The organism is Candidatus Seongchinamella marina (genome assembly GCF_026262685.1).
GTDB lineage: Bacteria > Pseudomonadota > Gammaproteobacteria > Pseudomonadales > Halieaceae > Halioglobus > Halioglobus marinus.
Genome location: NZ_SHNP01000003.1, coordinates 423,645 through 448,650 on the forward strand (window position 1 = coordinate 423,645; position 25,006 = coordinate 448,650).

Sequence of the window (25,006 nt, forward strand, 5' to 3'; positions counted from 1 at the left end):
CTTTCGCTACCTTGTGTAGCCGGGCCGTTATCGTTTTGTGATTGACCGTTATTCTGGCCTTTAATGCGCGGGGATCAATGGCGGGAAGGGCCACAAATTGTTGGAATCCGGTTCAGTCCTGAGCGCAGATGACAATGTATCCTGTCCTTATGGAATCTGTCATTTGCGTATTGAAAAATGGATACTTCGCCGTTGCCAGAATTGCCCTGAGATCCACACTATGAAGATCGATAGCTCCTTAATGTTCGACCCGGCCCGAGTCGCAGGGATGGCCTCGCAGTTGGAGGAGGCAGGATTTGATGGCGCCTATACGTTTGAGGGGCAGAGCGACCCATTTATTACCGTTGCCGCCGCTGCCATGAATACTGAGCGCATGGCGCTGATGACCTCCATAGCCGTGGCTTTTTCCAGAAACCCCATGAATCTTGCTTACCTGGGTAACGATCTGCAAAACCTGTCTGAAGGGCGTTTTATCCTCGGTCTTGGTGCCCAGGTGAAAGCTCATATCGAGCGCAGGTTTTCCATGCCCTGGAGTAAGCCGGCCGCGCGGATGCGGGAAATGGTGCAGGCAGTGCGCACTATCTGGGGCTGCTGGCAAACTGGCGACAAGCTAAAATTTGAAGGGGAGTTCTACCATCACACGCTGATGTCACCGGTCTTCGCCCCAGAGCCTAACAAGTACGGGCCGCCAAAGATTTATATTGCGGGGGTGGGCCCGCTAATGACGGAAGTGGCAGCCGAGGTGGGGGACGGCTATTTCCTTCATCCCTTTAATACCGCGTTGTCGACGGACGAGCTTTCGCTTGCCGCTATTACCCGTGGTTTGGAAAAATCGGGCAAATCGCGAGCGGATTATGAAGTTTCGGCGCAGGTCATTACCGCCACGGGTCTCGATGAAGAGAGCATGCAGACAGCGATTGCCTCCGCTCGCAACCAGATCGCCTTTTACGCTTCCACCCCAGCGTATTTACCAGTGCTTCAGTGTCACGGCTGGGAGAGCCTCCAAGCTGACGCCAACCAGATGATGCGCGCCGGCCAGTGGACACAGCTGAATGATCTTATCGACGATGACATTCTTAACACTTTTGCCGTCGTGGGGACGCCTGCGGAAGTCGCGCAGAAAATTGCAGCAAGGTATCGTGGCAAAGTAGAGCGGATCTCGCCGGTTGTTTACCAGCCTGATGTGGCATTATTGGCGGAGCTTCGTTGCCAGATTAGCAGCGCCGTCAATTAGCTCTGGCTAGAGCGGCAGCCCCAGCAATAGCGTTGCTGCGATGCTGTACATCACAATGCCGATGAGAACCTCCAGTATTTGCCATGAAATGGGTTGGTGAAAGATCGGTGTAATCAGTCTTGCTCCATAGCCAAGGGCATAAAAAAAGACAAGCGAACCGGCGCAGGCGCCCAGTGCGAACATGAATTTGTCCTCGTACTGCGTAGAAATTGAGCCTATTAACACCAGTGTATCGAGATAAACGTGTGGGTTAAGCCAGGTAAATGCCAGACATGTAAGGGCAGTTTGCCACGCGCTATGAACGGTGCTGCCAGCTGGATCCAGCCCATGCTGCTGGCTGCGGGCCGAGATGAAACTGCGTGTTCCATAAACCAATAGGAACGTGGCGCCGGCATAGCGGGCCACTATTTCAATCGATGGAAACTGCGTGACGAGCGCGCCGAAGCCCGCTACTCCCGCCATCATCAGCAGCGCATCCGACAGCGCACAGATGCTGGTGACCAGGAGAACGTATTGCCGCTTGAGTCCCTGTTTCAACACGAAAGCGTTTTGTGCGCCAATCGCAAGAATGAGCGACAAGCTGAGGGTAAAGCCGGCGATCAGCGCGGTCATCCGTAGGCTCTCAATCGTAAACAGAGCTCGAGTTTAAGCCGCTGCCACTGTCGGCACAATCTGAGCTATGCTGTGTCTCACACAATTGACGTCCTGTGAGCGCAATGAGAGTCCTACGATGTAATTTGCTTGTCACCCTTTGTTTCCCCTTTGCCCTTATGGCCTGTTCTACTTCTCAACCCTCAAGCGGGGACAAGACAGTGATTTCTGAGCTGGGAGCCGGGGGACGACCGATAGGCGAGAACTGGTCCCGTAGTCCCGTCTATGGCAGCAATGGTATGGCGGCAACGGCCCAACCCCTGGCTTCTCAGGTGGCTTTGGATATTTTAAAGGAGGGCGGTTCAGCCGTGGATGCGGCCATTGCGGCGAATGCCGCACTGGGGCTTATGGAGCCAACTGGCAACGGTATCGGAGGTGATATTTTTGTTATTGTTTGGGACCCACAAAGTAAACAGCTTTATGGCTACAACGGCTCCGGGCGTTCTCCTAAAGGACAAACTCTTAAACAGCTGCAGGCGCGTGTTGAGGGTATGAAAGCCCGTGGCGAGCTGCCGGCTGACTTTGATGGAATTCCCAGTCACGGACCCTTGCCCGTGTCAGTGCCGGGAACGGTCGATGGATGGTTTGCCATTCATGATCGCTTTGGCAACCTCCCCATGAATCAGGTGCTCGCACCTACTATCGACTATGCGCGTAATGGATTTGCAGTGTCGCCAGTAATTGCTTACTACCTTGAGCGAAGTTGGGCTTTCTTTGAGCGCATCTACGCCGAAAGCCCTCATCTTGAAAATATTCGAGACACCTGGTTTCGCGAGGGTAGGGCCCCAGCGGTGGGGGAGATTTTTGTCAATGAAGGTCTTGCTGACACCTTGGAGACAATTGCTCTGGATGGGCGCGATGCATTCTATAAGGGGAGTCTGGCCAAACGCATGGCAGCTTACTTTGAGAGTATGGATGGCGGACTTTCTTATCAGGACTTCAGCGAACATCGTGGCGATTGGGTGAGCCCGGGCCGTGTTAATTATCGCGGCTATGACTTGTACGAATTGCCACCTAATGGCCAGGGTTTTGCTGCGCTTCAAATGCTGTCTATCCTGAAAAATGTCGATCTTACCCAGTGGTCCAGAGGCTCGGCAGAAGTTTTCCACTACATGGTCGAGGCCAAGCGACTCGCTTTTGAAGACGTGGCCCGTTATTACGCCGATCCGGAGTTTTCGCAGGCCCCGCTGACGGGGCTGTTATCGGATGAATATGGCCGGGAGCGCTTTGCGCTGATAGACCCTGTAAAGGCCTCCGCTGCCTTTGGGCCGGGTGAGCCAAAGCTTGAGGCGGAGGGGGATACCACATACCTCACAGTGGCTGATAAAAACGGCATGATGGTGTCGTTAATCCAATCCAATTATCGCGGTATGGGCTCGGGTATGGTGGCCGATAATACAGGCTTCATGTTTCAGGACAGAGGTGAGCTTTTTTCCCTGGAACCCAACCACCCTAACGCTTATGCTCCTGGCAAACGCCCCTTTCACACCATTATCCCCGCCTTCTTGATGAAAGATGGCGAGCCGGTAATGAGCTTTGGATTGATGGGCGGTTCAATGCAGCCTCAGGGGCACACGCAGATTCTAGTGAACATGTTGGACTTCGGCATGAATGTGCAGGAGGCCGGTGACGCAGCACGTTTTCTCCATGACGGTGGCAGCGAACCCACAGGTGTTCACGGCGACCCTCTGGGCACGCTTTATCTCGAGCCAGGGGTTGCCGGCGATACAGTAAAACGCCTCGAAGCGATGGGCCACAATGTACAAATCGACTCCAGCGGGGTTCGTTTTGGCGGTTACCAGGCGATCATGGTGGACAAGGAAAAAGGCAGTTATGCAGGTGCTACGGAAATGCGCAAGGACGGCACGGTAGTGGCCTGGTAGGACGGGCTGGCATAGCTTGGTTATTTCAAATGCTTGATAGGTGGCGCAACGGCATCATTTAGGGCTGCTGCTTTTACGTTAAACAGACTGGGAATGTAGCTCCCGCAAGGGTGTAGCAAAATATTATCATGACTAAAAAATGGATTGTTTGCCTCGGCGTGCTTGCGCTAATGGGCTGTTCAGGGGACTCAGAGAACTTCGATTTTCAGGGCTTTAGTGAGCCTACCAAAGCGACGCAAAAGCACAACGCAGCAATCGCCCGGCTGTTGCCACTTGATACTCAACAGGATTTTGAAGATGCTGTCCGCGGCCTTATCGCCGCAGATGACAGTTCAGTGGTGCGTACCGAAGCAGGCAAGTTGGTTTGGGATATTCCTTCCTACGCCTTTATAGATGGAGACGCCCCGGCATCAGTGAACCCCAGCTTATGGCGCCAGGAGCGGCTCAACAATATTCGAGGCTTGTTCGAAGTAGTACCCGGCATATACCAGTTACGCGGTTTCGATTTGTCGAACATGACTATTATCGAGGGTGATACTGGTTGGATCATTGTTGATCCGCTGACCGCAAAAGAAACGGCTGCCCATGCGCTTGCGTTTGCTCGCGAGCATCTCGGAGTAAAGCCTATCAAGGCGATTCTTTTTACTCACTCGCATATCGATCACTTTGGAGGAGCACTAGGTGTGGCTTCGGTTGAAGAAGTGGTGCAACAGGGTATTCCTGTGATTGCCCCTGTTGGTTTCATGGAGGCGGCAACGCGGGAGAATATTATCGCCGGTTTTGCGATGGGCCGTCGTGGTGGCTACATGTACGGCACTCATTTACCGAGGCATGAGCGTGGACATATTGGCTCTGGTCTGGGCAGTGAACCGGCCATGGGTAGCCATGGTATCCTGCAGCCCACTGATATTATTGATACCACTGGCGAAACTCGCACCATTGATGGCGTAAAAATAGTGTTCCAGAATGTGCCTGGTTCAGAGGCACCTGCTGAGTACACTTTTTACTTGCCCAAGCATAAGGCGTTTATGGGCGCTGAACTGGTGTCGCGCAATATGCACAATCTTTACACGCTGCGCGGTGCCCATGTGCGCGATGGATTGAGCTGGAGTAAGTTTATCGACCAGGCTATTTCCCTGTTTAGCGAGGCCGATGTATATCTGGGTAGCCACCACTGGCCTGCGTGGGGTAACGAGAATGTGCTCTCTTTCCTGGAAAAGCAACGCGATACTTACAAGTACCTGCATGACCAATCAGTGCGTCTGTTAAACGCTGGCTATACCAGCGCGGAGATTGCCGAGGGCTTGGAAATGCCAGAGGCCCTGGCCCAGAATTTCGCCACTCGGGGCTATTACGGCACGGTGCGCCACAATGCCAAAGCGGTCTACCAGATGTATATGGGTTGGTACGATGGCAACCCAGCCAAACTCAATCCGCTTCCCGATGAACAGGCTTCAGAACGTTACGTAGAGGCCATGGGGGGTGAAGACGAGGTTGTTGAGTTGGCCCAATCTGCATTTGATGACGGTGATTACCGCTGGTCTGCAGAACTGTTGAACCGGCTGGTCTTTGCGGGTGAGGACAGTAGCGAAGTACGTGAATTACTGGCCACCTGCTACGACCAGATGGGTTATCAGGCAGAATCAGGGCCCTGGAGGAATGTGTATTTAACTGCCGCCTGGGAATTGCGCAATGGCGCGGTCGAGCAGGGTGTGGACATAACAACAATGGCCGATGTCCTGGCTAATACGGCGATCGACAGCTTCTTTGATTCAATGGCGGTGCAGCTCGACGGAAGAAAAGCGCGTGGCAAGGATCTTAGCGTGGAGTTTTACTTTACCGATCTGAAACAGCGCTATCGTTTGGAAATTCGAAACTCCGTGCTCCGTCATTATAAGGTAGACGCGGAAGGCGATGTCGATGCAGCCTTGGTGCTCTCCCGATCCATGTTCAATCGCCTTACGTTGGGTCAGGTGGGCATAACCGATGCTCTGTTTTCCGATGATTTGTCTTTCGAAGGCAGCAAATTGAGCCTGGTGGAATTCTTCGGTCTGTTGGACACACCAACTGGTACTTTTAATATTGTGACGCCCTGATTTTTGGGGAGGTTCCCATGTCAACGATAGAGCAGCGCCACAATACTTTGTTGGCGGTTGTGTGGATGATGGCGGCACTGGCGTGTTTCTGCCTGTTGGCGATTGCCAGCAGGGAGCTAACGGCTAATCTGGCAACCCTGGAGATACTGTTTTGGCGCAGTGTGTTGGGCTTTGTTCTGGTCTGTAGTTTGTTGGTCAGGCTTGGGGGAATGGCCAGTGTGCGCATGCAGCCCAGGATTATGGGCTGGCACTTACTTCGCAATACTGCGCATTTTTCAGGCCAATGTGCCTGGCTTGTTGCCATTGCGGCGCTGCCTCTGGCTGAAGTCTTTGCGTTGGAATTCACTACGCCTTTATGGGCAGCGCTGCTGGCGGCGCTGTTTATGGGCGAGTCACTCACCCGGGGTCGCTGGTTGTCTCTGGTTTTGGGTCTGGTGGGCGTGTTAATTATTCTTCGTCCGGGCGCAGCCGTGATTGATCCAGCGAGCCTGATTATGTTGGCAGGCGCATTTGGCTTCGGCATCAATGTAATTGCCACTCGTCGCCTCACCCAGTTGCTTCGCGAGAATAGCCATAGCTTTCTGGTGATTCTTTTTTACATGACCGCTATGCAGGGGATATTTTCCCTGGCACCTATCGTTGGCCAACTGCGACTACCTGCGTCGACCGACTGGCTTTGGCTGGCAGTGGCTGCGGCGACCGCACTGACAGCCCATTACTGCCTCAGCCGCGCATTGTCCCTGGCCGACTCTGCCGTAGTGATGCCTATGGATTATCTGCGCTTACCGCTGATTATGCTGTTGGCGTGGTGGTTATATGGCGAAACCGTCAGCATATTTCTGCTGATCGGTGCCACTATGATTATCGGCGGGAACGCCGCAGGTCTCTATCTTGAGACTCGGCGGCTAAAAGCGAGACACGGGGATTCCGCCGTTGGAAAATCGTGACCGCCTGAAGCGGTTTTTATAAATCCCGTAGTATCTCTTTGGCGGCATTGTGTCCCGGCGCGCCGGTCACGCCGCCACCTGGGTGAGTTCCAGCACCGCACATGTAAAGATTTTTAATGGGCGCTCGATAGTCGCCATGACCCATCACCGGCCGTGCGCTAAACATTTGGTCGAGGTTAAGTGCGCCGTGCATGATGTCGCCCCGGTTGAGTGCGAACTTACGCTCAAGATCAAGCGGACTTAGCACCTGCCTGCCGACAATGCTGGCCTTGAAGCCAGGCGCGTATTTTTCAACCTGGTCGAGAATTTGCTCCGCGGCTGTATCCCTGTGCTGATCCCAGTCGACGTCTGGATCAAACTGCTGACAGAACAGGCTGGCAACGTGCTGGCCTGAGGGGGCGAGGGTGTCGTCAACTAGCGAAGGAATGAGCATTTCGACCAGTGGCTGTTTCGACCAGCCGTATTCGCGGGCGTCGCGGTAGGACCTGTCGAGGTATTCCATGGTCGGGCCGATTACAATACCGCCGGTGAGGTGGTCTTCTGTGGCCCGCGCCTGATTTTCCAGGCAGGTGAATTTAGGCAGCTCGCTGAGCGCCACATTCATGCGGAAGGTACCAGAGCCGTTGCGATAATGACGCATTCGGCGGGCAAAGTCCTCGGGAAGGTCGGCTGCATTCACCAGGCTGTTATAGAGCAAGGCCGGGTTGACGTTGGAAACTACCGTTTTGGCTCTCAGAGTTTCACCGCTTTTCATCAGGACACCGGTAGCCTTGCCGTCTGCAACCAGCACGCGCTCAACTGCAGCGTTCAATTCGATTTCTACTCCCCGTTCGCGGGCCGCGCTCGCCATTGCCTGGGTGATTGCGCCCATGCCGCCGATGGCGTGGCCCCATATGCCTTTTTTGCCATTAACCTCACCGAAAGCGTGGTGCATGAGCACGTAGGCAGAACCGGGCGAGCGGGTGTCTGCGTAGTTGCCTACCAGGCCATCAAATGCAAAAGCACCTTTGACGAAATCATTTTCGAAGTAGAGCGCAAGAAAGTCAGCGACGCTTTTAGTGAATATATCCATGACGATGCGCTCGTCCTCCAGAGACAGCTTGCGTAGCCGATTGGCAAAGCCCGCCGCTTTGAAGAGGTCGCGAATCCCGCCGCCGACGTTTGGGGGCGTTTCCAGCAAATAGTGGCGAATCAGGTCCGCCACCATAGTGGTATCGCGGCTATAGCGTTCAAGAGCATTGGCATCGTGTTCTGAATAGCGAGCGATCTCGGTCTTGAGCGCCTCGCCGCCTGCCGGAAACGAAATAAAGTCTCCGCTGTCGTTGGGCCAGAGGTTGTTCACCCGCCGTTCAATGACCTTGAGGCCGTGTCGGTGGAGGTCGAGGTCGGCAATGATTTTGGGATTGAGCAGACTGACGGTGTAAGACGCGACCGAATTACGGAAGCCAGGATGAAACTCCTCGGTAATCGCTGCCCCGCCTACTACGTTGCAACGTTCGAGAATTTTGACTTTTTTCCCGGCCTGAGCCAGGTAAGAGGCGCAGACCAGGCCGTTATGACCACCGCCTATTATGAGTGCGTCTAGGGACATTCAAGATTACCCGTTAATGTTGTCTGAGCCGCGAGGCGGCACAGCTTATTGCGTATTGTGCAAAGGTGCAATCACGATCACCGCCTAGCCAAAGTCATCTGCGGAGGCCTTCATCATTTCTTCCAGAAACCACGCCGGAAACTGGCCTACAAATTTCTGCATATCCCAGTAGTCGCTCCAACGATAGATCAGGCCATCCCTGATTTCATGCATGCTGACAAAAGTGTGAGAGGCCATCTCGCCCGATTTGAAAGTCCAGGTCTCGGTATGGTCTAAAAATACGATATCACCCTCCGTAACCAGATGATGGGTAACCTGTTCTTGCTTGCTCAGGTGATTAAAAGCTATTTGCAGTCTTTTAACGCAGTTTTGTGGGCCATGGGCTCCCGGATCATCACTCGGTACGTCCTGGTAGTGAATGTCAGGGTGCATGCAACTTTTCATAGTTTCCCAATCCATTTCGCTTAGGGCATGCCACATTTTTTTCACTACGGCCTTGTTCTTTTCTATGGACACAATTCTTACTCCTTTTTATGGCTCTACAAGCAGGTTACTGATCTTGCCCCAGATGTTTTTATCGGAGGCACAAATCAATCCTAACTTGTTTGATGCTGGCAGGTAGGGCGTTCCATCAAGGCGACCAGTGCATGCGCCTGACTCTTGTGCGATGAGTACTCCCGGGGCATGGTCCCAGACCAGCGTGCGGTAGTAAAAGACAAACTGATACTCACCTGTCACCAGGGCGCGATAATCGAAGCCCGCGCAGCCGCTGGCGCGAGTGACGCCCAGAGAGCGAGCGCCGGTGTTGGCTTTGGGTTTCATGAGCTCTGGCAAATACTTGGTAGACAGTGCGCCATTGATGTCAGCAGTGGCGCCGGAGAAATTTACCGTTGCCAGCTTGGCACCATTGAGCGCGCAGCCTGCTCCAAGTTCTGCTTGCAACATGGTTTGTTGGACAGGATCGTAAATCCAGGCGGCCACCGTTTTTTGTTTGTAAGTCAGGCAGACCATAACGGCTATTGGGCCTTCGCCGGCGGCGAAGTTGCTGGTGCCATCCAGGGGGTCGATGACCCACACTGGGCGCTCACTCTCGAGCGTCTTCATCAGGGAGGGGTTGCGGTGTACAGACTCTTCACCCAGCACCAGCGAGCCGGGAAGGAGATTAACAAGTGCCTTGCTTAGCTTGTCTTCGCAGGCTCGATCAGCAACAGTAACCACATCACCAGGACTTTTGAACTCGATTTGATGCTGCTGCAAGTTGCACCAGAGAGGAAGTATTTCCTGTTCGGCGGTATCACGGATAACGGCGACTACCGCATCGTGATCAATGTTCATTGTGCAGGCAGTCGATGACTGAGCCAATTCTTAAAGCGGTGCAATGTGTTCCCTCGAATAGCTGACTCGCTCTTTTACACCTAGCTGCTCAGTTGCTGCTTGTTTGGCAGCCAATTTTACCCGAGGCTCTAGCCCCCGACCGTTGGCCACTTGTATCGCCAGACCAGGGCGTGCGTTTAGTTCGAGTAGCAAAGGGCCGCGATTGCGGTCTAATACGATGTCGGCACCTAGATAGCCCAACTCAGTCATTTCGAAAGCCTTGGCCGCAAGCTCCAGCACTTCATCCCAACAGGGTATCACCAGCTCATTTAATGCCCGTCCAGTATCAGGGTGTTCGCTAATGGGCCTGGCGTGTTGTACTGCCTTAAGTGCGCGTCCTGTATCGATGTCGATACCGACACCTACTGCCCCCTGGTGCAAGTTTGCCTTTCCATCGGACGCGTGAGTAGACAGGCGCGTCATGGCCATCACCGGGTAGCCGTGATAGACGATGATGCGCACGTCCGGTACTCCTTCAAAACTGAAGCCATCGAAATCAGATGTGAATTGCACTAATTCTTCGATCAGCGCGACATCGGGTTTGCCGCCCAGGCTATAAAGACCACTCAGGATATTTGAAACATGGCGGGCAACTTCTTCTTCCGTGACATGTACGCCACTGGGTTTGACGAAGTGATTGCCCTGTCGTTCAGTGATTACCAGGATGCCCTTTCCTCCGCTGCCTTTAGCGGGTTTGATGCAAAACTGGCTTTCATCGGCGAGAAAATCAGGTAATTGCTTAATGTGGCGTTGTACCCGACAAACGCCCATCAGCCGCGGAACCGGGATATCGTGCTGTGCGCACAAGAGCTTCGTCTTTAATTTGTCGTCAACTCTTGGATAAAGGTGCCGAGGATTGCTCTGTGCAATATAAATAAAATTGCGCTTGTTCATACCTACAACGCCCTTACGGCGCAGGTGCAATGGAGATGCCAGTCCGAACATCAGTAGCGCTCCATTGGTTCGAAACGCCGTAAGTCGGACAAGCGATAACCGCTATAGCTGCCAATGGCGATGATGGCTGCTAGCAGTACCAACAGCGCTTCCGGGTAAAGAAAGATTGAGTCGGCGACAATCTGGTTGCTCATAAGTGCATAGGCCAGAGACGCAGTGAGTAAACTACCGCCGCCCTGAATCAGGACTTCGTGAGCACTTTCTTCATCCCAGAGAATTGACATACGTTCGATCGTCCATGAGAGGATAATCATTGGGAATACTGTAACGCTAAGGCCCCACTCGAACCCCAGCTTATGACCAGCGATACCAATGGCGCCGTAGATGATGATCACCACCACCAACACTGCCGCGATTCGCGGCACCAGCAGCAGGTTCAGGCGGGTCAGGTAAGAGCGCACGATTAATCCCGTGCCCACCACCATAATGAACAACAGCAGGCCGATCAGCAGGCCGGTTTGCAGGAAGGCGAGGGTGATGAGTATGGGCATGAACGTGCCAGAGGTGCGAATGCCAACCAGGTTGCGTAATACTACGACGACCAGTGCCCCCAGCGGCATCAGCAGCAGCAATTTGAAAGTACCCTGCTGAGCCACTGGCAAGCTGTAGATAGAAAAATCCACTAGTAAGCTGCGATGATTGCGAGCCGCCTCTACGGCAGTGATAAAGGATGCACGTTGCTCTCTCAGCACCGAAAATCTGAGGCTTGAGTTTTCTCCACCCTCTACCTCAAAAAGTGGCGTCGTGCCCTCCTGGAAAATAATGAAGCTATCCCAAGCGACGGAACTGGACTCCCTGGGATCAAATAGTTGCCACTGGCCATCTAACCACACCTTCAGCATAAAAAGGGCACTGCGATTATTTTGACGATCCTCCAGCAACACTCCACGTACCATGCGCGCGGCTATTCCTTCCATTGCCAGCAGGTCTATGGCCAGTTGAAGTTGCTCTGACCGACGGCGCGCATCACGCAGTAATACGCCCAGATGTTCACTGGCCGGATTGTTAAGTTCGCGAAGAATCTTGAGTACCAGGTTTTTTTCCTTCGCACCCGATTTGGCGTTGGCATCGCTGAAATCCTTCTGAACTTGAGTGGCCACCTCATTAAGTTCTGGCGTTATTGGCAGTGGAGGTTTTTCCTGGGTGACAATGGGGACCTCCCTGAAGAAAACCTCGTTGCGTAGAAACACGGCCTGCTGCCCCGGCAGTGCGTCGTCTCGGGACCATTGGTAAAAATCCTTGCCATGATCGCGCTCAACCCCAGAATCGTAGCCTGAGGACACCTCACTGCCGTGAAGTATTTCAACGCCAGAGACCGAGTCGGGAAGATTAATCCTTACTTTGACGGGTCCACCCAGCGCCTTGAACTCCAGGCGTGACTCGATATTCCAGACGGTTTCGGTATCAGTGGCGAAGAGAGGGAAGCCAAGCACCCGGTGCTTGTAGGTGATCATGCTGACGCCAGTCAGCACCAGCAGTGTAATTATGATGACAATCTGTCGGTGGGCGTTCATTTTTCCGGTGCCGTTGTCGCGATGTAGCGTTCACTGACATCAACGATAACTTTTCCCTCGAGAAAATTGCGGCCAATAAGCAAAGGGAAATCAAAAGCTTCTCGATCTGCCAGAGTCATTTCTATGGTTTGAACAATATTACCGATGGTGATTTTCATGCTAACGACCGGTCTGCGATTTGCCTCTGCATTGTGTTGTTTGATATCCACTTGGCGAATCAAGGGACGCTCGAAAGTATGAAGCCCTCCTTCCAGTCGATCGTTAATCGAGAATCTCAGCCATTTATCTCCGTCACGTTCGAAGTGTGTGAGCTCAGCTATGCCAATCGAACTGGTTGTCGCCCCGGTATCAATACGGGCTTTTTTTAGCAGCCCTCGATTGCCTACAAGCGCATACTCCACTTCCCCCACAATCATTCGGGTAGGCTCTTCTACCGGACATTCACAGGCAACTGCGACCTCCGTCGGTGGCTTTGCCGGTTGCTGGACAGAGACGGGGCTCTCGGTTTCGATCGGGTCCGGACTAGGGGGAGGGCCCGCGGGTAAGGTCGGTTCCGAGTCAGGAGCCTGAATCGGGTCTGGTGTCTGGATAGGTGCGGGTTCACCGGTAGTTTGTTTGAAGCTACTGCAGGCAGAGACGGAGGCGATCAATAAAGCTGCAGCAATTACGCGCCAGGCTTGGTCGTTTGCGCGATATTCGCGCTGGCGTATCTCACCATATCGGACAGCTGTACAGTGAGCGAGATTGTAAATCATGGATAGGAAAAATCGACGCATTCTTCGCTGATGGTCCACAGTCTTGCTGCCGCCGCATCATCTTCTGCCCACGGCTTGGGCTTTGTTTTTTTACAGTTGGAAAAATAGGCGCCACTAACCGCTTCTACCTCGTCGCTCTGGCAGAGGTAGATAGAAGTTTCAGCCCCCCTGTCGGGACTTCGAAAAAACGGCTTGAGCAGAGCAGGGAGTAACTTCGATAAAAAGCCATCATTTTGAGACCCTAATGAGGTCGCTACTGCTCCGGGGTGAAGACAGTTAACACTGATGCTTTCTGGCAGTCGCTTCGCCAGGCTGCGCGTGAACAATATGTTGGCAAGCTTTGAACGTCCATACTCACGGAAGGTCTTGTAACTCTGCACGGCCTGTATATCGTCAAAGCCCATGCTTTTTACAAAACTGTGTGCGTCCGATGCTACATTGACGATACGGGCAGTCGGCGCGTTCTGCAGCAATGGCAGTAACATGCCAGTGAGCAGAAATGGAGCGAAGTGATTGACCGCCAGTGTTTCTTCAAAGCCGTCCACTGTTTCAACTCGAGAAGTGTTGACAACCCCCGCGTTGTTGAGCAAAACGTCTATGGGCTTGTTGAGGTCAAGACATTGCCTGGCGGCATCACGCACGCTGTCCAGCACCGCCATGTCCATGGAGATCAGAGTGGGTTGCCTGCCCCCCGCGCTGACGATTTCACTTGCCAGGGCTTCCGCCTTTTCGGTGTTGCGGCTGAGTAAGGTGAGATCAGCTCCCAATCCGGCAAGCGTAATTGCACTGCTGCGGCCTATGCCTGCAGTAGCACCGGTGACTACAACGTGTTTTCCAGTCAGATCCATTTTTTAATCACTCATCATCAGCTTAACAGGGCGCGGCCAGGAATAGACTGCAGGAGTTGTCGGGTGTAGTCCTGCTGCGGGCGTTCGAACAAGTCTTCTCCTGTACCCTGCTCAACAATCTCGCCCTTGTAGAGCACCAGGATACGGTCTGCCAGGTGGCGGACCACCGCGAGGTCGTGGGACACGAACAACATGGTCAAACCGTACTCTTTGCCCAGGTCCTGCATCAAATCGAGTATTTGCGCCTGAATAGTGACGTCCAGTGCAGAAACGGGTTCGTCTGCCACCACAAATTCAGGGCTGGTAGCGAGTGCACGGCCGATAGCGATACGCTGGCGCTGCCCTCCTGAAAACTCATGCGGGTATTTACGTACGAAATTGCGCGCGAGCCCAACATCATCCATCAGTTTAAGGACGCCGCTGGCCACCGTTTTTCGATTGGCAATGCCGTGCAGTAGTAAAGGCTCAGCCAGCGTATCAAATACCGTCATACGCGGATTCAGCGAGGCAAACGGATCCTGGAAAATCATCTGCATGCGGCGACGGAAATTCTTTAAATTGCCACCTTGCAGTTGGGTGACATCAGTTTCGTCGAAGCTAACCTGCCCCGACGTTATCGGTACCAGTCGCAATATTGAGCGACCTATCGTTGATTTTCCGGAACCGGACTCGCCTACCAGTCCCAGGACTTCGCCACGATTAATATCGAAACTGACATCGTTCACTGCCTTCACTGGCTCTTTGTTTTTACCCTGCTCGAACCAGGTGCAAAGCTTGCGTACTTGTATGAGAGGCTCAGTTTTACCTTCCATGGGTTGCTTGCTGTCAGCGGGAATCGCAGAAAGGAGTTTCTGTGTGTACGGGTGCTCCGCATTGTGGAAGATGTGCTGGCTGTCGCCACCTTCCACGACCTTACCCTGCTGCATGACAATAATCTGATCTGCGATATCTGCTACCACAGCCAGGTCGTGAGAAATGAAGATGACTCCTATATCGCGTTTGGTTTGCAGCTCGGCAATTAACTTGAGAATCTGTGCTTGTATGGTGACATCCAGGGCGGTGGTTGGTTCATCAGCGATCAACAGCTTCGGCTCATTAATTAGCGCCATTGCGATCATTACACGCTGACGCATGCCGCCGGAAAACTGGTGGGGAAAGTTATCGAAGGTGTCTTCGGGATCGCGTATGCCCACTTCTTCCAGCAGCTCAATAGCGCGCCGTTTTGCCTGCTCTTTGCTGACATCCTTGTGGTACAGCAGTGGTTCCACTAGCTGCTTACCAATGGTCATGAAGGGGTTGAGGCAAGTCATCGGGTCTTGGAAAATCATGGCGATGTCGCGGCCGCGAATTTCCCGCAGCTGCGCTTCGCTCATCTGTAGCAGGTCCTGGCCCTCAAACAAAGCCTGGCCACCGTCAATACGTCCCGGTGGTTGGGGAATGAGTCCCAGCATCGAGTAACAGGCGACTGATTTTCCAGAGCCTGATTCACCGATGATTGCTGTGATTTTCCCAATTTCCACGGAAAACGAAATGCCGTCGACGGCTTTGTTCGTCCCCATTCGAGTGACGAAGCTTACCTGTAAGTCATTTACTTCAAGTAGTGACATCAGTCCTTGGACCTCCGTACGTCGAGTGCGTCGCGCAGGCCGTCACCCAAAAAGTTGAGGGAAAATAAGGTCAGGGTCAAAGCCAGGCCGGGAAAAATTAGCAGCCAGGGAAACTCTTCCATAGTTTCGGCACCATAAGAAATGAGCAGACCCCATGAGGTTTGCGGTGGCTGGATACCCAGACCCAGGAAGCTGAGAAAGGCTTCCAGCAACATGACCGAGGGTATAGTCAGCGTGGTATACACGATGATCGGGCCCAGGGCGTTGGGGATCAGGTGGCGACGGATAATGATGTGCGGAGGCAAGCCTAGTGAGATGGCCGCCTCTACGAACTCCTGCTGGCGCAGTTGCTGAACCTGGGAGCGCATGATGCGCGCCATCGTCAGCCACTCTACCGCGCCGATGGCCAAAAATAACAGCAGTACATTGCGGCCGAATACCACCATCAGCAATACGATAAATATCATAAAGGGCAGGGCGTAAAGAATGTCTACCAAGCGCATCATCACTGCGTCCACACGTCCGCCTACATAACCGGCTATGGCACCCCAGGTGATGCCGATGACCAGGGCGACAGAGGTTGCCACGAAACCAACTGCCAAAGAGATTCGTCCGCCATACATAACCTGGGTGAGCAGGTCCCTACCGAAAATGTCGGTACCCAGCCAGTGAGCAGCAGAGGGGGGCGTGGCGCCCAGGTCGAGATTCTGGGTCTCGTAGGAGTAGGGTGCGATCAGAGGCGTAAGAATGGCAATGATCACGAATAGCAGTAATGTTATGCCACCAAATAACGCCATTTTGTTTTTGCGCAGACGCAACCAGGCGTCGTGCCAAAGTGAAGATCCCTGTTCCGCTTCGGTGATATCGGAAATTACGTCGGTAGTCATTTTATTTCTCCCCGAACTGTGCGCGTAAGCGGGGGTTCATCCAGGCGGCGAGAATGTCCGATAACAGGTTGAATAAAACAATTAGGGTCGACAGGAACACGGTGGTTCCAAGGATCATGGTGTAGTCGCGGTTAAACGCGGCTTGTACGTAAAAACGACCCAGTCCTGGAATCTGGAAGATGGTCTCAACGACAAAGGAGCCCGCCAGCAGACCTGCAAAAGCTGGCCCAAGAAAAGCAACTACCGGGATAAGGCCACCTCGCAGTGCGTGTTTGGTAACCACTTGCCACTCAGGCAGCCCTTTGGCGCGGGCGGTGCGAATATAGTCCTGGGACATGACTTCCAGCATTCCCGCTCTCGACAAGCGAGCGATATAGGCAGCGTAGGCTGACCCCAGAGTTATGGATGGCAGAATTTTGTCTCCCGGTATGTCCCCCCACCCCGAGACGGGTAACCAGTCCAGGTAAATACCGAACACCAGAACCAACAGAGGCCCTAGTAAAAAAGAGGGCATGCAAATGCCAATCATCGCCGCAGACATGGGGAGATAATCTTGAGCGGTATTGGGCTTGAGCGAGGCCATGACGCCAGCCAGACCGCCGATGATGACAGCGACTAGCAGGGCGTAGAGGCCAAGCTCCGCTGTGACTGGCAGGCCGGCACCGATCAGCTCGTTCACACTGCGACCCGGGTACTTGAAGGAGGGCCCAAACTCTCCCTGGGCCAGGTCGCCTAGATATGCGGTGTATTGATTGAACAGCGGCTGGTCCAGTCGGTATTGCGCCTCCAGAGCAGCCTTCACTTCTGGCATGACCGCCTTTTCGCTGTCGAAAGGTCCCCCCGGTGCAATTCGCACCAGGAAGAAGGTCATGGTGATGACCGCGAGTATCACTGGAATCGCCTGCAGCAGGCGGAAGCTTATAAATCGCCACATAGGATTATTGTTCCCCGTCTTTCCAGACAGGTGCATCTGGGTTCAGGCTGATGAATTTAAAATTCTGTATATCGAGCACGTTGGGTGTGGCTCCTTTGACGCTGGGTTGCACCAGGTGCTTACTGTTGTAGGTATAGAGTGGGATCACCGGTGCAGCCTCCAGCAATATCGCCTCGGCTTCTTGCATGAGTGCATTGCGTTCTCCCTGATCGGCTGTAGGTGGAACCAATTCGAGCATTATTTCATCATATCGAGCGTTGGAGAAGCCCGTGCGATTAATGCCGTTGTCGGTAGTGAAAATATTGAGAAAAGTTGCTGGGTTTAGGCTGTCTGCTATCCAGCCCATGCGGGAAAGGTCGTAGTCACCCTCGTTCAATGTATCCAGGAAAACCTTCCATTCCTGGTTCGCGAGCGTAATATCGATATTGAGTTCGTCTTTCCACATCTGCTGTAGTACGACGGCTATTTTTCGATGGTTTTCGCTGGTATTGAAGATAAACTCCATTCCCGGCCAGCCTGCACCGTCCGGGTAGCCCGCCTCTGCCATCAATGCTCTGGCTCGCTCAGGGTCATAAGCCAGTGAGCTCGGAGAACGATATTCTGGTGTTCCCGCCGGTACCATAACGGAATTGGGGATCTCAGTCTGACGCAGGACAGTGTTGATAATTTTCTTTCGATCAGTAGCAAGTGCTAACGCCTTACGAACAAGCTGGTTATCCAGGGGCGGGCTGTTTGTGTTGAGCTGGAGAAAATAGGTGCCCTGCCATTTGCGCTGCCTGTAGGGTGAGTTTTCCATTGCCTTGTAGGCTGGAATTTTACTGAGCGGTACTTGAGCGGTGAAGTGCAGTTGACCGGCGCGGAACATTTTTTCTTCTGCTGTCTCGCTTTCGACGGGATGAAAAACTACTGCGTTAAGCTCCACTTTATCCTTGTCCCAGTAGGTCTCGCTGCGCGTCACAACAAGGCGACGATTGAGCTTCCACTCGTGGAGAGTAAACGGCCCGTTACCCACAAAGTTCTCTACCTTGGTCCAGGGAGTGTAGCGATCCGTTGCTTTGCCATGTGCTTCCAAGGTCGCACGGTGCACCGGGTAGGTGGCGTAAACACTCATGGTGCCTAAAAAGTAAGGGTCAGGATTGTCGAGCTTGATTTGTAGTGTGAGTTCATTCAACACCGTAATGGCCAATGATTCCGGGTCCTGGTTTTTGCCACTGGCATAGTCTCTTGCCCCGACGATGGGAAATAAAACGTAGGCAAGCTGGTTGCCCATGTCAGGGTGCAGCGAGCGGCGCAGGGACCAGGCGAAGTCCTCGGCGGTTAACTTGTCACCGTTTGACCAGCGAGCCTTTGGATTAATATAGAAAGTGTAGGTCTTGCCGTCGTCTGAAATCTCCCAGCGTTCGGCTGAGCCGGGGACCAACGCCATGGTGTCAGGGTGGCGAGTGACCAAAGCCTCGAAAATGGCCATGGCAATATTAACGTCGGGGGAGCCTGTCATGACATGGGGGTCCAGCGCTTGTGGTTCAGTGCCGTTGCCGTAGTGCATTACCGCTTCGCGATTGCCGGCAGCGACGTTAGACTCGCCGCGGCCGCAGGCCGCGAGCAACAGGGCGAATATGCTTGCTAGCGCACCGATCCAGAGTGCTCGCTTAAGATCGATGTGTGGCATAGCTTACTTCTTCTCCGTCTGCGCTTTTTCCCAGTTCGGATCTAACGACACGTACTTCAGATTCAGCGAATCCATCAGATTCGATGGCAAGCCTTTCACACTCGGGTGGATTAGGTGCTTGCTGGTGTAAGTATAGACAGGGAGTATGGGCATTTGCTCCATCAGCATGGTCTCTGCCTCGTAAAATATCCTATAGCGTTCTTCTCTTGTTTTAGCCTGCGGCGCCAGTTTGAGAATCATTTCGTCATAGCGAGGGTCAGAGAAGCCGGTGTTGTTGTTACCGCCATCGGTGAGGTACAGGTCGAGAAAATTGTTGGCGTCTACGTAGTCACCAATCCAACCGCGCCTGGCGATCTGGAAATCCATTTGGGTGACTGAATCGAGATAAACTTTCCATTCCTGATTAGAAATGGTCACTTCAATATTGAGAGCGTCTTTCCACATCTGCTGCAGTGCTACCGCTATTTTTCGGTGGCTTTCCGAGGTGTTGTATACCAGCTCTAGTCCAGGCCAGCCCTCGCCATCGGGGAAGCCCGCATCAGCCAGTAATGTTCTGGCCAGCGCCGGATCATAGTCGAACAGCTTTGGAGGGTTATAACCCATAGTGTCTGGCGGAGTAATGCTATAGGCCGCGACATTGGTTTTTTGCAGCACTGTATTGTTGAGCTTTTCCCGGTCAATGGACATGGATAAGGCTTTGCGTACCCGAACGTCATCTACCGGTGGCCGCGTAGTGTTGAAAAGGTAAAAGTAAGTGCCCAGATAGGGCGCTTGGATATAGGGCGTATCTTCCATCGCCTGATAGATGGGAATTTTATCCAGGGGAATGCCCTGAGTGTAGTGCAGCTGGCCTACGCGGAACATGCGCTCCTCGGACACGATATTTTCAGTGGGATAGAACACCACACCGTTGAGCTTTACATTAGCCCGGTCCCAGTAGGTGTCGCTTTTTACCATCGCAATACGTCGGTTGAGCTTCCACTCGCTGAGATTAAAGGGCCCGTTGTTGACCATGTTTGCAACTCGGGTCCACTTGGTGAAGCGGTCAGTTTTCTTGCCGTGCTTTTCTATCGTTTCCGGGTGCACCGCGAATGTGGAATAGTGGTCCATCAGCTGAATAAAATAGGGAGTGGACTCGTTCAGAGTCACCTGTAGGGTCTGGTCGTCCAGGGCTTTTACGCCAACCTGGTCGAAGTCTGTTATTTTGCCTTTGGCATAGGCCTCAGAATTGACGATGGGAAATAGCATGTATGCATACAGGTTGCCCATCTTTGGGCTCAGCGCTCGTTCCCAGGACCAAATGTAGTCACCGGCGGTCATTGCCTCACCGTTGGACCATTTTGCCTGCGGGTTAATATGGAACGTGATGATCCTGCCGTCCTCGGAGATGTCCCAGGATTCAGCCACGCCGGGCTCGGGCTCAAGAGTGTAGGGGTTTTTAACCGCCAGTCCCTCGAACAAGGCGCGTATCAGCTTGTTCTCTGGCACTCCAGTAACGACGTGCGGGTCAAGGCCCTGGGGTTCGGATCCGTTGCCAAAATGAAGAATACCTTCACGATTGCCCTGGGCTACGTTGGATTCGCCGCCGCCACAGGCAGTCAGGGTGATTAGCAGTGCCGCTAAAAAGCAGCATAAAAGTTTATGATTCATTGCGAGAATTCGGCCAGTAAGATCGGTACGATTATACCCACTTCCCGACTGATTGCTGCAGCTTTTCAACGAGGTTATTCATCGCTAACGGGTTGGTTTTAACCATGCAGCCTGTTGGGCGAGCCAGGTCGGTAACTAGCAGCAGGATGAGAGAAAAAACGGTACAAGGCCTGTGCGGCAGCCGATTTCTCTTGCCACGAGAATGCCGATTAGCGCGAGGCCATCCTGAATCATTCGCTCTTCTCCCTGAGGCCATGTTGGATAAATGCTGATCGATAGCAGCTGTTCATGAATGGGCGTTGCAGGGTAATCCCAGGCGATGCCACTGGATCATTCCGCCAGCGAGGTTTGCTGACTCTGGATAACCTGAGCTTTGCAGAATCTGGGTTGCCATGGCGGAGCGTTTGCCCGATTGGCAGACCGCGACTACCGGTTTGTCGGTGGGTATTTCTTCAAGTCGCTCGCGCAGTTCATCCAGGGGAATGAGTACGGCGCTTTCGATATGTTCCAACTGGCCCTCGAATTCACCGCGACTGCGGACATCCAATAGATACAAGTCCCCGCGGTGTCTGGCTACCCAGTCCGGTGCGACTTCAGGTATGCCGGCAAAATTGACCATCACAGGACCCCATTCAATAGTGCCAGGTAGCCTGTCGTCTTTAGGGCGGCCACTGCGCAGGTTTGCAGGCACCGCAATATCGATCAATCGTGGATGGGGTAATGCCAGATTATTCATATAGCCGACAAAATCCTCCTCCAGTGCCTCTCCACCAATGCGTGGGTTGAAGGCTTTCTCCTCCTTCACTGTGGAGACGGTTCGTCCGCTATAGTCGTGACCGGGGTAGAGTAGGCAGGTGTCTGGCAGTGTAAAAATCTGCTCTTGAATGCTCTGCCACATTTGATGAGCGTTGCCGGCCTGGAAGTCAGTGCGTCCGGCGCCGCGAATGAGCAGGCAGTCTCCGGTAAATGCCATATCCTGATCGCGGGTGACGTAGGTCAGGCACCCATCGGTGTGCCCTGGTGTGGCCCTTACGGTCACCGAGCAATTGCCAAATCCAAGAACATCGCCATCGCTGACGTTAACGTCGGTCCCGGTAACCCGAGCGTGTTCGGCGATAACTGATTGCGCTCCCAGCGTCTGACTCATTAACCAGGCGCCGGTGACGTGGTCGGCATGAACGTGGGTGTCCAGTGCATAGCGCAACTTCAGCCCCAATTCACGGATCAGTGCCGAGTCTCTGGCGTGCTGCTCGAATACCGGATCGATCACGATGGCTTCGTGAGTGTTTTCACAGCCCAGCAAATAGGTGTAAGTTGAGGATTCTATATCGAACAATTGGCGAAAAATCATAGGAAGTCCGGTCGCAATTTGCAGGAGCTTTAAAGCCTGGTCGACAGGGCGGTTGGCGCATAGCTGACCATGTCAGTCCAGGCTTTTATGGAAGCGTTTGGTGGCGATGGTAAGCATGATAGCAGTAAACACCAGCAGCCATAGCAGATCCGTCAGCATCTGGTCTGCGTGAGCTCCACGCAGGTATACGCCGCGGATCAGGCGCATAAAATGGGTAGCAGGGAGCGCTTCGGCAATGTATTGGGCGAGCCGCGGCATGGCATCGTAGGGGAACATGAAGCCGCTCAGTAGTATGGATGGCAAGAGTATGAAGATGGTCATCTGCATCGCCTCCATCTGGGTTTTGGCGATAGTGGAGATCAGCAGGCCCAGTGATAAACTGGCGCCGATGAAGGCAAGGGTGACTATTGCCAGGTCGAGGGCCGCACCCTGGAACGGCACGTTGAACACCAGCCTGCCCAGGCCGAGAATGATAGTGATCTGAATGAGTCCGACAAACACGTAGGGCAGCAGTTTGCCGAGCATCAACTCCAATGGCCTTATCGGTGTTGTGATCAATAATTCCATATTACCGCGCTCATGTTCTCTTACCAGGGCGACAGACGTAAACAGGATCATGGTCATGGTAAGAATGATGGCAGTCAGGCCGGGTACGATATTGACTTCGGAGCGCCGCTCCGGATTGAAGAAAAGGGCGATTTCAAAGCTCGGCTCTGGTTGGGTGTAAGCCTCTCGGGGACTACCGGCAGTGTGTCTCAAAGGCATGTTGCGCAAGCCCAATAATGCCGATCCAACCACTGTGTCGGATCCATCTACCATCCATTGGCCGGCAGTGGCTCCACTCGCCAGTCGTTGTGGCAGGTCGCGAGGCAATACCAGGGCCGCGCGAATTTTGCCGGCAACAATGGCCTCTTCTGCTTCTGCGGGCGTGTTGTATAGAGCGACGATCTCAACTACCTGGGTCACACGCACCTGCTCGGTAATTATCCGGGCGGCGGCGCTGCCGCTGAGATCAACGACCCCCACCGGAATATTACGCACCATGGTATTAATGGCGAAGCCGAACATTAAGAGCTGGATCAGTGGAATCATCACCACCATGCCAAAAGTTACCCGGTCTCGCGATAACTGTCGCAGCTCTTTAGCGGCGACTGCGCCCATGCGTTGCAGCGCGCTCATAAGTGGTCCTCGCCGTTAGTGCAGGCAACGAACACATCTTCCAGGCTGGGTTTGCCCTGAATAATGGACAGATTCCTGTTGGGGAGAGCCTCATTCAGGCGTGAAATCGCAGCGTCACCAGAGGGCCCGTTTTTAGTGAATAGAACTCGTAAGTGCAGCCCCTGTTGGGCGGCCGACTGCACCCCGGGTACTTCGAGGACGAGATTCTTCACAGTGCGCAGATCAGGCCCGTTGACCTCCAGGACTCTGCCTTTGAGTTCATCCATTAGTTGCTGGGGAGGGCCGCTTTGGCGCAGGTAGCCGTTTTCCAGTACGGCGAGTTGATGGCAGCGCTCTGCTTCATCCATGTAGTGGGTAGAAACTAACACCGTGGTACCTTCATCGATAAGGTCGAACAGCTTTTCCCAAAAATCCCGCCGATTTTCAGGGTCTACTGCTGACGTGGGTTCATCGAGAATCAATAAGTCCGGCTGGTGGAGCGTTGCCACCGCGAGGGCCAGGCGTTGGCGCTGGCCGCCGCTCATGTCATGGGCGAGGCGGTCGCGCATCCCTTGCAAGGCGTATCGGTTGAGCAATTCTTCAACCCGGTCGCGGCTAGCGGCGCTCCCAAGGCCATAGATCGTTGCCATAAAGCGCATGTTTTCGCTGACTGAGAGGTCATCGTAAAGGGAAAACTTTTGGGTCATGTAGCCAATACGCAAGCGCAGTTGTTCGGCATCGCGTGGTATCTGCAAACCGAGTACAGAAATTTCGCCATCGCTAGGGGTCAGCAGGCCGCACAGCATGCGGATCGCAGTGGTTTTGCCCGAGCCGTTGGGTCCAAGAAAGCCGTAAATTTCGCCCTTGGGTATTTCGAGGTTCAATTCATTAACGGCGATCAGATCGCCAAAACGCTTGCACAGGCCATGGGTTTGGATGGCCAGTTCAGTCATTTGCCAGCATCACCTGCACAGGTACGCCGGTAGGTAGGTCCTCACCTTCGAGTAAATCCAGTTCCGCCAGGTATACCAGTCGGGATCGGTCGGAGGCGTTCAGGGCATAGTAGGGCGTGAAAGCCGGCTCGGTTGCAATCCAGCGCAATCTTCCGGCGTAGGTTTTTTCCAGACCGTCGATGTTTACCGGGTATTCATCGCCAATACTGAGACGCGCCCGCCAGGGCTCGGGAACATAAACGCGGGCGAAGGGTCGGTCTCCCGCTAGCATGACCGCCAAAGTTGCCCCCAGGTTGACGCGTTCTCCAACATTCCACGGCAGGCTGTCCAGGTAGGCATCTCGGGTGGCAACCACAGACAACTCTGACAGTCGGTGCTCTTCCAATGCCAGACGCGCTTGCGCAGATTGCACAACGGCGTCTCCGGCATCCAACTGTTCCTGGCGCGTGCCGTTGGTCAGCCGCAACAGCTCTTCTTCAGCTGACTCGAGGTTAGCTTCCGCCTCGTCACTGCCGGCCAGGGCACCGTCGAGCAGAGCCTGGGCGGCAAGTTTCTGCTCTACCAATGACACGGCACGTTGGTAATTGGCCCGGGCTTCCACCCGCGCGGCTCTGGCGCCCGCTACGCGAGCGCTGGCGGCGGCAATATCTTCGGGTCTTGCTCCGTTGCGCAGTTCTTCCAACTGAGCAGAGGCGCGTCCGACTTCAGCACGAGCACCTGCAACGATTGCCTGTTGTCGTGTGTTGTCCAACTGCACGAGCAGCGTTCCCTGGGTCACCTGGGTGCCCTCAGGTATCGGCTGTGCGGTGATGATTTCATTGTCGGTGGCTTTCAGAACGACGCGATCTCTTTCCAGGGTGCCCAGCGCCTGATCGGCGTTTTGGTCACTGCAGGCGCAGAGCACGCCAAGGAAGAGGCAGAGAAGGGTAAACCGGATCACTGAAACTGCT

At 53.8% G+C, this 25,006-nt stretch carries 21 protein-coding genes; 4 read left to right on the plus strand and 17 right to left on the minus strand.

The features are described from left to right. Nucleotides 1–220: 220 nt before the first annotated feature. Nucleotides 221–1,234 (plus strand): TIGR03617 family F420-dependent LLM class oxidoreductase, encoded by a 1,014-nt coding sequence (locus EYC87_RS10380; protein ID WP_279252803.1) that lies wholly within the window; start codon nucleotides 221–223, stop codon nucleotides 1,232–1,234. A gap of 6 nt (nucleotides 1,235–1,240) precedes the next feature. Here EYC87_RS10380 and EYC87_RS10385 read toward each other — a convergent pair whose 3' ends face one another. After that, nucleotides 1,241–1,846, minus strand: a complete 606-nt coding sequence (locus EYC87_RS10385; RefSeq protein ID WP_279252804.1) for a LysE/ArgO family amino acid transporter — start codon at nucleotides 1,844–1,846, stop codon at nucleotides 1,241–1,243. Nucleotides 1,847–2,046: 200 nt separating this feature from the next. Between EYC87_RS10385 and ggt the strand changes: the two genes are divergently transcribed. From ggt to EYC87_RS10400, 3 genes are all read left to right on the plus strand, one after another. Then, on the plus strand, nucleotides 2,047–3,768 hold the full coding sequence (ggt, locus tag EYC87_RS10390) for a gamma-glutamyltransferase (protein ID WP_279252805.1): 1,722 nt from the start codon (nucleotides 2,047–2,049) through the stop codon (nucleotides 3,766–3,768). A 128-nt stretch (nucleotides 3,769–3,896) separates the two neighbouring features. Further along, on the plus strand, nucleotides 3,897–5,864 hold the full coding sequence (locus EYC87_RS10395) for an alkyl/aryl-sulfatase (protein ID WP_279252806.1): 1,968 nt from the start codon (nucleotides 3,897–3,899) through the stop codon (nucleotides 5,862–5,864). 17 nt (nucleotides 5,865–5,881) lie between these two features. Next, the gene (locus tag EYC87_RS10400) at nucleotides 5,882–6,811 is read left to right on the plus strand and encodes a DMT family transporter (RefSeq protein ID WP_279252807.1); all 930 of its coding nucleotides are present in this window, start codon (nucleotides 5,882–5,884) and stop codon (nucleotides 6,809–6,811) included. 16 nt (nucleotides 6,812–6,827) lie between these two features. Here the strand turns inward: EYC87_RS10400 and EYC87_RS10405 are convergent, their stop codons facing one another. The 16 genes from EYC87_RS10405 to EYC87_RS10480 form a co-directional block, all read right to left on the minus strand. Beyond that, on the minus strand, nucleotides 6,828–8,402 hold the full coding sequence (locus tag EYC87_RS10405) for a phytoene desaturase family protein (RefSeq protein ID WP_279252808.1): 1,575 nt from the start codon (nucleotides 8,400–8,402) through the stop codon (nucleotides 6,828–6,830). Nucleotides 8,403–8,486: 84 nt separating this feature from the next. Further along, a complete protein-coding gene (locus EYC87_RS10410) occupies nucleotides 8,487–8,918 on the minus strand; it encodes a nuclear transport factor 2 family protein (RefSeq protein ID WP_279252809.1) in 432 nt (143 codons plus the stop codon). A gap of 15 nt (nucleotides 8,919–8,933) precedes the next feature. Beyond that, the gene (locus EYC87_RS10415) at nucleotides 8,934–9,737 is read right to left on the minus strand and encodes an inositol monophosphatase family protein (RefSeq protein ID WP_279252810.1); all 804 of its coding nucleotides are present in this window, start codon (nucleotides 9,735–9,737) and stop codon (nucleotides 8,934–8,936) included. Nucleotides 9,738–9,767: 30 nt separating this feature from the next. Further along, the gene (locus EYC87_RS10420; RefSeq protein WP_279252811.1) at nucleotides 9,768–10,721 is read right to left on the minus strand and encodes an alpha-L-glutamate ligase-like protein; all 954 of its coding nucleotides are present in this window, start codon (nucleotides 10,719–10,721) and stop codon (nucleotides 9,768–9,770) included. Continuing rightward, a complete protein-coding gene (locus tag EYC87_RS10425) occupies nucleotides 10,721–12,244 on the minus strand; it encodes a UUP1 family membrane protein (protein ID WP_279252812.1) in 1,524 nt (507 codons plus the stop codon). Before EYC87_RS10425 ends, EYC87_RS10420 begins: the two co-directional genes overlap by 1 nt. Then, nucleotides 12,241–13,020, minus strand: a complete 780-nt coding sequence (locus tag EYC87_RS10430) for an ATP-dependent zinc protease family protein (protein WP_279252813.1) — start codon at nucleotides 13,018–13,020, stop codon at nucleotides 12,241–12,243. The genes EYC87_RS10425 and EYC87_RS10430 overlap by 4 nt, the downstream gene beginning before the upstream one ends. Next, nucleotides 12,996–13,847 (minus strand): SDR family oxidoreductase, encoded by an 852-nt coding sequence (locus EYC87_RS10435; protein ID WP_279252814.1) that lies wholly within the window; start codon nucleotides 13,845–13,847, stop codon nucleotides 12,996–12,998. The genes EYC87_RS10430 and EYC87_RS10435 overlap by 25 nt, the downstream gene beginning before the upstream one ends. Nucleotides 13,848–13,864: 17 nt before the next feature. After that, on the minus strand, nucleotides 13,865–15,454 hold the full coding sequence (locus tag EYC87_RS10440) for an ABC transporter ATP-binding protein (protein WP_279252815.1): 1,590 nt from the start codon (nucleotides 15,452–15,454) through the stop codon (nucleotides 13,865–13,867). After that, nucleotides 15,454–16,341, minus strand: coding sequence for an ABC transporter permease (locus EYC87_RS10445; protein ID WP_279252816.1), 888 nt, complete (start codon nucleotides 16,339–16,341; stop codon nucleotides 15,454–15,456). Before EYC87_RS10445 ends, EYC87_RS10440 begins: the two co-directional genes overlap by 1 nt. 1 nt (nucleotide 16,342) lies before the next feature. After that, nucleotides 16,343–17,275 carry an ABC transporter permease gene (locus EYC87_RS10450; RefSeq protein ID WP_007229547.1) on the minus strand — a complete coding sequence of 311 codons (933 nt, stop codon included), beginning with the start codon at nucleotides 17,273–17,275 and terminating at the stop codon, nucleotides 16,343–16,345. A gap of 4 nt (nucleotides 17,276–17,279) precedes the next feature. Further along, on the minus strand, nucleotides 17,280–18,944 hold the full coding sequence (locus EYC87_RS10455; protein ID WP_279252817.1) for a peptide ABC transporter substrate-binding protein: 1,665 nt from the start codon (nucleotides 18,942–18,944) through the stop codon (nucleotides 17,280–17,282). Between the two features lie 3 nt (nucleotides 18,945–18,947). Then, nucleotides 18,948–20,594 (minus strand): peptide ABC transporter substrate-binding protein, encoded by a 1,647-nt coding sequence (locus EYC87_RS10460; RefSeq protein ID WP_279252818.1) that lies wholly within the window; start codon nucleotides 20,592–20,594, stop codon nucleotides 18,948–18,950. Nucleotides 20,595–20,880: 286 nt separating this feature from the next. Next, nucleotides 20,881–21,945 carry a rhodanese-like domain-containing protein gene (locus EYC87_RS10465; protein ID WP_279252819.1) on the minus strand — a complete coding sequence of 355 codons (1,065 nt, stop codon included), beginning with the start codon at nucleotides 21,943–21,945 and terminating at the stop codon, nucleotides 20,881–20,883. 72 nt (nucleotides 21,946–22,017) lie between these two features. Continuing rightward, nucleotides 22,018–23,124 carry an ABC transporter permease gene (locus EYC87_RS10470; RefSeq protein WP_279252820.1) on the minus strand — a complete coding sequence of 369 codons (1,107 nt, stop codon included), beginning with the start codon at nucleotides 23,122–23,124 and terminating at the stop codon, nucleotides 22,018–22,020. Next, complete coding sequence (locus EYC87_RS10475; protein WP_007229414.1) at nucleotides 23,121–24,056, minus strand: ABC transporter ATP-binding protein; 936 nt, start codon at nucleotides 24,054–24,056, stop codon at nucleotides 23,121–23,123. The genes EYC87_RS10470 and EYC87_RS10475 overlap by 4 nt, the downstream gene beginning before the upstream one ends. Then, nucleotides 24,049–24,996 carry an HlyD family secretion protein gene (locus tag EYC87_RS10480; protein ID WP_279252821.1) on the minus strand — a complete coding sequence of 316 codons (948 nt, stop codon included), beginning with the start codon at nucleotides 24,994–24,996 and terminating at the stop codon, nucleotides 24,049–24,051. The genes EYC87_RS10475 and EYC87_RS10480 overlap by 8 nt, the downstream gene beginning before the upstream one ends. Nucleotides 24,997–25,006 lie beyond the last annotated feature (10 nt).